At 38.1% G+C, this 8,110-nt stretch carries 7 protein-coding genes; all 7 read right to left on the reverse strand.

The annotated features are described in order from the left end of the window. Positions 1–234: 234 nt before the first annotated feature. Genes ACPYKA_RS05485 through ACPYKA_RS05515 form a run of 7 tightly spaced genes read right to left on the reverse strand, consistent with a single transcriptional unit; the run spans position 235 to position 7,582 of the window. Positions 235–2,280 carry a CocE/NonD family hydrolase gene (locus ACPYKA_RS05485; RefSeq protein ID WP_479541382.1) on the reverse strand — a complete coding sequence of 682 codons (2,046 nt, stop codon included), beginning with the start codon at positions 2,278–2,280 and terminating at the stop codon, positions 235–237. 30 nt (positions 2,281–2,310) lie between these two features. Further along, positions 2,311–3,024, reverse strand: coding sequence for a TetR/AcrR family transcriptional regulator (locus ACPYKA_RS05490; protein ID WP_479541383.1), 714 nt, complete (start codon positions 3,022–3,024; stop codon positions 2,311–2,313). A 47-nt stretch (positions 3,025–3,071) separates the two neighbouring features. Continuing rightward, positions 3,072–3,713, reverse strand: a complete 642-nt coding sequence (locus tag ACPYKA_RS05495; RefSeq protein ID WP_479541384.1) for an ABC transporter permease — start codon at positions 3,711–3,713, stop codon at positions 3,072–3,074. An 18-nt stretch (positions 3,714–3,731) separates the two neighbouring features. Next, positions 3,732–4,637 carry a glycine betaine ABC transporter substrate-binding protein gene (locus ACPYKA_RS05500; protein WP_479541385.1) on the reverse strand — a complete coding sequence of 302 codons (906 nt, stop codon included), beginning with the start codon at positions 4,635–4,637 and terminating at the stop codon, positions 3,732–3,734. 21 nt (positions 4,638–4,658) lie between these two features. Then, a complete protein-coding gene (locus tag ACPYKA_RS05505) occupies positions 4,659–5,300 on the reverse strand; it encodes an ABC transporter permease (protein ID WP_479541386.1) in 642 nt (213 codons plus the stop codon). Continuing rightward, positions 5,288–6,412 carry a betaine/proline/choline family ABC transporter ATP-binding protein gene (locus ACPYKA_RS05510; RefSeq protein ID WP_479541387.1) on the reverse strand — a complete coding sequence of 375 codons (1,125 nt, stop codon included), beginning with the start codon at positions 6,410–6,412 and terminating at the stop codon, positions 5,288–5,290. Before ACPYKA_RS05510 ends, ACPYKA_RS05505 begins: the two co-directional genes overlap by 13 nt. 36 nt (positions 6,413–6,448) lie before the next feature. Beyond that, positions 6,449–7,582, reverse strand: coding sequence for a M24 family metallopeptidase (locus ACPYKA_RS05515; protein WP_479541388.1), 1,134 nt, complete (start codon positions 7,580–7,582; stop codon positions 6,449–6,451). Positions 7,583–8,110 lie beyond the last annotated feature (528 nt).

The raw sequence follows: 8,110 nt of genomic DNA on the forward strand, positions 1-8,110 counted from the left end.
CAAATTAGTTATAAAGCGTTTAGAACATTTTTATGAAGAAATAGACGATTAATATTGTTTACAAAGGAATTTTTTCTAGGAATGGGTAGCAGATGGATTGGGTGGGGAGAGCAATTTCGAGTAGATTGAGTGAATCTGCTAAGATCAAGCAGATTTCATCGGAATTGAGCGAATTAAGAGTGGGCTTACCAAAAAGGAGCACCCAAATGGTTGGGCGCTCAAAATACTTATAAATTATTGATAGTTTCTAGGGATTGTCTTCTCCCATGTTTTTTGGAAACATTGCGCTTCATTGTGAAAGGCTGTTAATGTGTTTGTTAAATAAAAGTTCTGTTCATCGCTGGTCATTTCGCTATCTGTAAGTAGTAAAATTTCCCAACCTTCTCGTCCAATGGTCATTTCCCAATGGCACTCAGCTTTGGCAGATAAAGGGTTTCCGGATTGGATGGAATAGATATTTTTATTTTTACTTCCATGTTTTAGTTCATTACCAAGTAGAATACGTTCTCCTTCGTCTGAATAATCTACTAGTTTCCAAGTATCTGTTAATGTGTTGTGCGTTATTTCTCTCGTACGATTTTCTTCTCGCAATATTTTCCGTTCCATCACTTGTGCCGTTTCCGGTTCTTCAAAAGAAATAGCAGTATCTGTCTCTGTATTTGGTGTCCGAACAGGTAATGTCAATGTTGTATGTTTCCCAGTTAAAATCTCTAAAGTTACCGGTTGTGGTGATGGCCAAGCTTGCGGCCAATAAGTTGGCGAAATTGCCAGTTCTAGTTTATGCCCTTTTGGAATCGTTTGACCAAGACAGTTTAATTGGATACGTGCCTGATATTTCTTATTCGGTACTAAAGGTTCGGGGTGTTCATGGTCTGATAGATGATTTAAATTGAGCATGCCCCAGCTTATTAAAGTGGATTCTCCAGTTGGTGCTTTGTCACACAACCGAATCGCCATGAGTGCATTTTCTTTATTGGATGTAAATTCCACGTCAAAGATGGGATTGCCAAGCATTTCAATAGCCTCACTGAATGCAGCCGATGTAAAGACGACGCTTTTTCCATTTTCCAGACGCTGATCGGAAGGTAAGTCACCAGGCTCTCCAAAAGGACAGAATACGCCATTATAATACCCGTGTTCCTGCATACCTGTAATAGTAATGTGATCTGTCTTTGTGTATTCATTCGTTAATTTTGTATCATGCAACCATAATTTTTTATCTTGAATGTTCGGTGATGGCCAGGCCTTGTCCGCCACCCATTTCCCTGGACGTTCTGTATAATTTGTTTGAGGTGGCATGCTGTATTGGATCCAGGAAATCAGCTTCGGATCATCTTTAACACCAGTATCTATGCCTTTTAGCCACTGATCCCACCAGCGGATACATTCTTGTAAGAAACCTATTGCAGGTTCGGGGCCGGCGACCTCAGGATATTCATGATACCACGGACCAATTAACCCTTTTGCATAGGGCAGATTTTCTATTAATCTAAATACGCTATCTGTATAAGCGTCCTGCCAACCGCCTACTGAAAAGACTGGAATATCTACTTTCTCATAGTCTTCACATATCGATCCATGCTTCCAGTAGTCATCTCTTGTTTGATGGCTAAGCCATTCGTGCACATAAGGTGTTGTGTTGAGTCGCTCTAGCCAGTTTTCCTTCCAGCTGTCACCGACTACCTCGGGATCCTGTGGGCGGGCGCTGTATGCAAACATGGTTGATGCCCACCAAAGCATGTCGGAAGCAAGCACATTCCCACCTCGGTAGTGTACATCATCCCGATAACGGTCATCTGTCGAACAGAGTGTAATGATTGTTTTTAAAGCCGGGTGTTGTCTTGCAGCAATTTGCAGACCATTAAAGCCTCCCCATGATTTTCCAATCATCCCGACTTTTCCAGTTGCCCATGGTTGCTTTCCTATCCAATCGAATATTTCAAGAGCATCATCTTGTTCTTGTTTTAGATATTCATCGGGTAGATAGCCATCTGAATTCCCTGATCCGCGAATATCAACACGAATACTAGCATAGCCATGTCCAGCAAAATAAGGATGGCGAATGGAATCTCGAATAGCGGTAAAATCATCTTTACGATAGGGTAAATATTCTAGTATAGCAGGTACCGGTTGTGTTTCCGCATTTTCGGGAAGCCAAATTGTTGCAGCTAACCGCTTCCCGTCAGACATCGGAATCCATACATGCTCCAATTTTTTTATTTCATATGGAAAATCGGTCACTGTTTTCCTTTTATCTGAATCACTTATATTAAATACCACTTTATCAACCTTTCTATCTGTAGTTTATTGTCACTTCTGTTCTGTAACTGTTCCATACTGGTAGGTTAACTCGGCCTTTTTATCTGGAAGAACAGTTTGCTTAATCGATCTTTCAATATAATGCATTGTTTGCTTTGTGATGTCTTCATCATTTGTTTCCCTGCGTAAGTTTATTTTGTTTGTTAGCATGCCTGTCCATATTAACATCGTGATATCCGCAATATATTCAATATCCTTCTCTTCAAAAAATCCTTCATCTTTGGCTTTTTGAATGTAAAGAGAACTTCGGGTAGCAATATTATGCTGTGATACAATCGATTGGACTTCCTCCGACAGGTTAATTAGCTCGTGAGCATAAATTTGGTAATAATCTTTTACAAGTGCTTCCGGTACATTCCCAATATTTTCGACATATAAAAGGGAGTAAATTTCCGGATATTGAAAGGAATGTTTACAAAAGCATTCCCATGAATAGAGCCATTTATCAACTGTATTTGTGCCTTTCTCCATATATAAGGGAAGTTCTTTAAAATAATTATTTGTATAGCGCATCACTGCGAAAAATTTTAAATGGGATAAATCACGGAAATAATTATAAACCGTCGAACTTGTATAGCCGGCACGATCTGCTATTTCACGTATTGTAATTTGATGGAGTCCTTTTTCATCGATTAGTTCAGAGGCCGCATCAAGAAAGTAACGCCACATTCTAGCAGTCTGAATCTCTTTTCGTTTCGTTTTCATTCCATGTGCACCCTATCATTTAATATTTTGTGACCTTATTCATCATATTAGGCGACACGCTTTTTCATTAGTTTTTCTAATTTGCCTAGTGTTAGATCAGCGATTATCGCAATAAGTGTTGCAAGAATGGCTCCAGCATAAATCATGACATCATTTTGCAAACTGATTCCTGCAACAATTTCTTTTCCAAGTCCACCGGCACCGATATATGGTCCAATTGTTGCGACAGATATCGCGATAACTGCCGCAAGTCGAATGCCTGCAAGTAGAAACGGAATGGACAATGGAAATTGTACCTTCCGTAAAAGCTGCATCGTTGTCATTCCATTTCCGATGCCGGCTTCAATAATACTATCATCTACTTCTTTAATTCCAACATAAGTATTTTTCACAATGGGCATAAGGGAATAAAGAAATAGTCCAATGACAATGGTCTTAAAACCAAAACCAAAATAGAGCATGAGAATCGCGAGCATTGCCAGACTTGGAATAAGCTGTAATACGTTTGTTAAAGAAATGATGATCGGTGCAAGTCGAGCAAATTTTGCCGCAATAATTCCTAGTGGTATCCCAACGACAAGTGCTAGTCCAAGACCGTAACCGACCATCAATAAGTGTTCGATGGTTAAAACAAGTAAATCACTGCTGTTGTCGATCATATATGCTGTTAAATTTGTGATAAATTCCACTAACTTCACCTTCTTTAATCAGTCTAACAAGCCTTTTTCTTTTAAAAATGCTTCTGTGACATCATCCAGGCTTTTTCCTTCGATATCGACTTGATAAATTAAGTCTGTCATTTCTTCTGTTGACACAATCCCGACAAGTGATTCAATAATTTCATTTATTTCCGGATAAGTTTCAAGCACATCATTGCTTGCTACAATGGATCCCTCATATGGCGGGAAGAAATATTGGTCATCTTCTAGCACTTTTAGATCGTATTCCTTTAACTGTGGATCAACCGTATAGGCGGTTACCACGTCTAAATCTCCGTTTTCAATTCCTTTGTACATAAGGGCTGCATCCATTCCGCGTGCATCTTTAAAACTGTATCCATATGTTTCCTGGAAACCTTTATATCCATCATTATCACGTTCAACCCATGCATTATCAGTACCGAGTTCAAGATCACCCGCAATGCTTCCAAGATCAGTAACGGTTTCAATATTATTTTCCTCCGCAAAGTCATCCTTAATGGCAATACTGTAGTTATTGATATAGCCTAGCGGGTCATACCAAGTAATATCATATTTCTCACCAAATAATTTCTGTGCTTGGCTTACCGTTTCCTTAGGGTCTGTTGTATATTCTACTTCATCAAAATAGTTGTTATAAACTTCACCGGAAAATAAGCTGGCAAAGTGAAATTCTCCGCGCTCGATCCCTGCAAAAATTTGTGGGCTAGCTGGCAAATCTTCTGTAATTTCCACTGTATGATCGGTTTGATCTTCTACTAATAATTGAACCATCCGTACGTTGATTTTAGAGTCGGTATTTTTAGCTGATGCTGCTGTAAATGTTTCACCGTCATTTGATGAACTACTCCCGCAACCCGTTGCAATGAATAACAGTAAAAGAATACTTCCTAGTAAAAAATGTTTTAATTTCATGTTATGAACTCCTCGTTTAAATTAAATAATTTTAAATTTATTTTCAATCCGTCCTAAAATAATATCGAGCAACACAGCAATGATAATCGCCAGTAAGGTGCCAGTGAAAATCAAGTTCGTGTCGTTATAACCAATTCCAGCCAGCACTAAATCACCTAAACCACCTGCACCAATTAATGCCGCAAGGGTTGTCCAACTGATAATATAAACAGATGTAACCCGTATACCTGACATTACATAGGGAAGTGCTACTGGAAGTTCGACCTTAAATAGTCGCCCCATTGTACTGAATCCCATTCCTTTTGCTGCTTCCACAATTTCCGGGTCAATCGATTGCATCCCTGCATACGTGTTTCGAAGCAGTGGAAGTAATGCATATAAAAACAATGCGACAACCGCCGGGGTAAATCCAATCCCAAAAATTGGGATCATAATGGCAAGTAAGGCAATCGTAGGGACAGTTTGGAAGACATTAGCGATATTAAAAATAATCGTATTGACTTTATCCCCGTTGATCTTTGACATGAAAACAGCTAATGGAACTGTTAGAAAAACGGAAAAGATAATCACTGTAAAGGAAATGAGGATATGTTCGATTGTATAATCAAAAATAGCGGAATGTTTTTCTCCCCAAAATTCAATGTATCCATTTATCCATTCCATTTAGCAACACCACTTTTTTGTTCTGACATTGCTTTGAATAATTTGTTTATATCCAAAATGCCAATAAGCTTATTGTCTGTATCAACAATTGGAATGGTACCTTGAATTTCCTGGAGTGAATCTAAAACTTGTTCCAAGGCATCTTCTTTATAAATGAATTTGTCGGTTTCTGATAAAAGATCAGGTATAGACTTTTCTGGGTTTTCCAATACATCATATAAGTGAATAAGCCCTTGGTACCTATTGTTCTTATCGACGACAGGAACGGTATGAAGCTTTGCCTGAATCATTTTATTCGAAATATCTTCCAAGCGTTGTTCTGTAGATACAGATGCAAAGTCAGGTTGAATGAACGTTGCAAGCGGCGGTAGTTCATTATACGCTTCTAACCGTTTTTCACCGATAAACCCTTTTACAAAATTATTTGCCGGGTTGTTTAGTATTTCTTTCGGACTTGCTTGTTGTACAATGCTGCCATCTTTCATTAAGATGATTTTATCAGCAATTTTAATCGCCTCATCCATATCATGAGTGACAAAGATGATCGTTTTTTTGATCTCGGATTGTAGACGCATTAATTCATCCTGTAATTGTTCCCGGCTAATTGGGTCGAGTGCACTAAAAGGTTCATCCATTAAAATGATATCTGGTTCAGCCGCAAGTGCCCGAATCACTCCAATTCGCTGTTGTTGTCCACCACTTAATTCAGAAGGGCGGCGGTTCATGTATGTTTCCGGATCCAAATTCACCATTTCTAATAATTCAACCACACGCATATGAGTTTTCTTTTTATCCCATTTAAGTAGTTTGGGAACGGTTGCAACATTATTGTAAATATTCATATTTGGAAATAAGCCGATATTTTGGATCACAAAACCCATTTTCCGACGCAATGTGATGGGGCTTATTTCCTTAATGCTTTTACCATCCAATAAAATATCGCCTTTCGTATAATCAACCAGCCGATTTAGTAATTTCATCGTTGTTGTTTTGCCACATCCACTCGGGCCAATAAGTACGTTGATTTTGCCATCTTCAAATTGTAAATTAATATTCTTTAAAGCTTGAAAACCATCCTGATACGTTTTCTCAACATTTTTTAATTCAATCAAGTTATTCCCCCCTTTGAAATTGGTTGAAGCAAGTAATTAAAACATTAAGTGATCAATATCTCTAGGATATTGCGTTATCGAATAACTTCCATTCGTGGTGAGAATGACAGTATCTGAGTGTCTGTATCCACCCGAACCGGGAACGTATATACCAGGTTCAATTGTGTAAACCATCCCCTCCCTTAATACAAGATCATTATCAAATCTGAGGTGTGGTTCTTCATGTTCAGATAATCCAAGACCATGTCCAACGCGGTGGTTTACATATTCTCCATACCCTGCTGTTTTAAAAATTTTATATGTTGCGATATCGACTTCTTTAGCAGTAATTCCCGGCCGAATCATTTCCATGCCGACTTGCTGTGCCTCTATGGCAAGTTTTAACAAATCTTTTTGCTTTTCTGTCGGGTTACCGATGAAAAATGTTCGTTCATTTTCTGCACGATATCCATTAAACCAAACTTGACGACTATGAATGACTACATCACCATCTGCAAACTTTCTTGTACTAGAGTACAGATGGGGCATCGTACTTCTTTTAACACCAGAACAAGTCCAATCTTCATAGCCGATACGTTCATTGGCAAACTTTTCAGAGGCAATTTCTAACAATCGTTTATCGCCATATGAATCAAATTCTAATTCGCTAATGCCGGATCTAGCATGTTTTAAGGATGCTTCAATAGCTTCATCCGAAAGTGATCCGGCAGTTTTCAAGTATTCAATTTCTCTTTCTTCCTTGATGGAACGCATTTCGATTAATTTTTGCCCAATATTAATAGGAATAAGACCAATCTCTTTTATATATGTGTACACATCAGAGGGGAGAACAGCCGATTCAATACCAATGCGGGAATTAGCTGGTAAACTTTTTAATCGTTTTGTCAAATGGTCTTTATAATGAATCTCTCTATTCATCTTATCCATTTGCTCATAATAGACACAGATATGATCTACATTTGCTTGTTTTATTGCATGCAATTCTTCTAACTCGGGAATGATCAATTCCGTTTGTTCCGGAGTTACTAATGTCACGATGGGACGGGAATAGCTGATTGCCCGAAAACCACTTAAATAATATTGATTATCTGGATCCCAGATCAGGCAGGCTTGAAGATGTTTCTTGTCCATCTCTTTTCGCAGGTTGTTTAACCTTATGCTGAAATTCATAAACGCCTCCTTTTCTTCATTTCCACGTTACCAGAGATCATGTATATTTTGTGAATCTATTTTTTTTATGAACATGTTCATGTTTGGTATAGTATAATATCTAGTTATGTAATTGTCAAACTGATTTTGAAAAAAACGGAGGGAATAGATATCATATTAACGCTTTTTACTAGTTGACAATAAAATAAATCATACTTTCCAAATAAAAAATAACCGCCCTTACCTGTCTGATATACTCCCAATATAGTGGACAGAGAAATATTAAAAATTCTCTGTTACTATAAAGGGAGCATTTAATATGTCTAAAAGAATGACTAAGCATACGCTAGATGAAAGAATTCAAGCGGTATTAAGTGTAATCAAGGACTAAACGCGTTCCAAGCTATTCACGATTATCATGAAGAAACAGGGGTGCCAATTCTATTACTCTGTCAAATATTACATGAGAAGCCGGTATGACACGCAGCATGTCACGTGTTGGCAATTGTATTGATAATGCACCTATTGAAAGCTTCTTTGGTCATTTTA

It is taken from the genome of Pseudogracilibacillus amylolyticus (SeqCode) (genome assembly GCF_051918545.1).
Lineage (GTDB): Bacteria > Bacillota > Bacilli > Bacillales > Amphibacillaceae > Pseudogracilibacillus.

What these genes read in the sequence shown, in the direction of transcription:
- ACPYKA_RS05505 (WP_479541386.1), bottom strand. Translation starts at nt 5,300, where the DNA reads ATGGAATGGATAAATGGATACATTGAATTTTGGGGAGAAAAACATTCC.
- ACPYKA_RS05515 (WP_479541388.1), bottom strand. Translation starts at nt 7,582, where the DNA reads ATGAATTTCAGCATAAGGTTAAACAACCTGCGAAAAGAGATGGACAAG.
- ACPYKA_RS05490 (WP_479541383.1), bottom strand. Translation starts at nt 3,024, where the DNA reads ATGAAAACGAAACGAAAAGAGATTCAGACTGCTAGAATGTGGCGTTAC.
- ACPYKA_RS05500 (WP_479541385.1), bottom strand. Translation starts at nt 4,637, where the DNA reads ATGAAATTAAAACATTTTTTACTAGGAAGTATTCTTTTACTGTTATTC.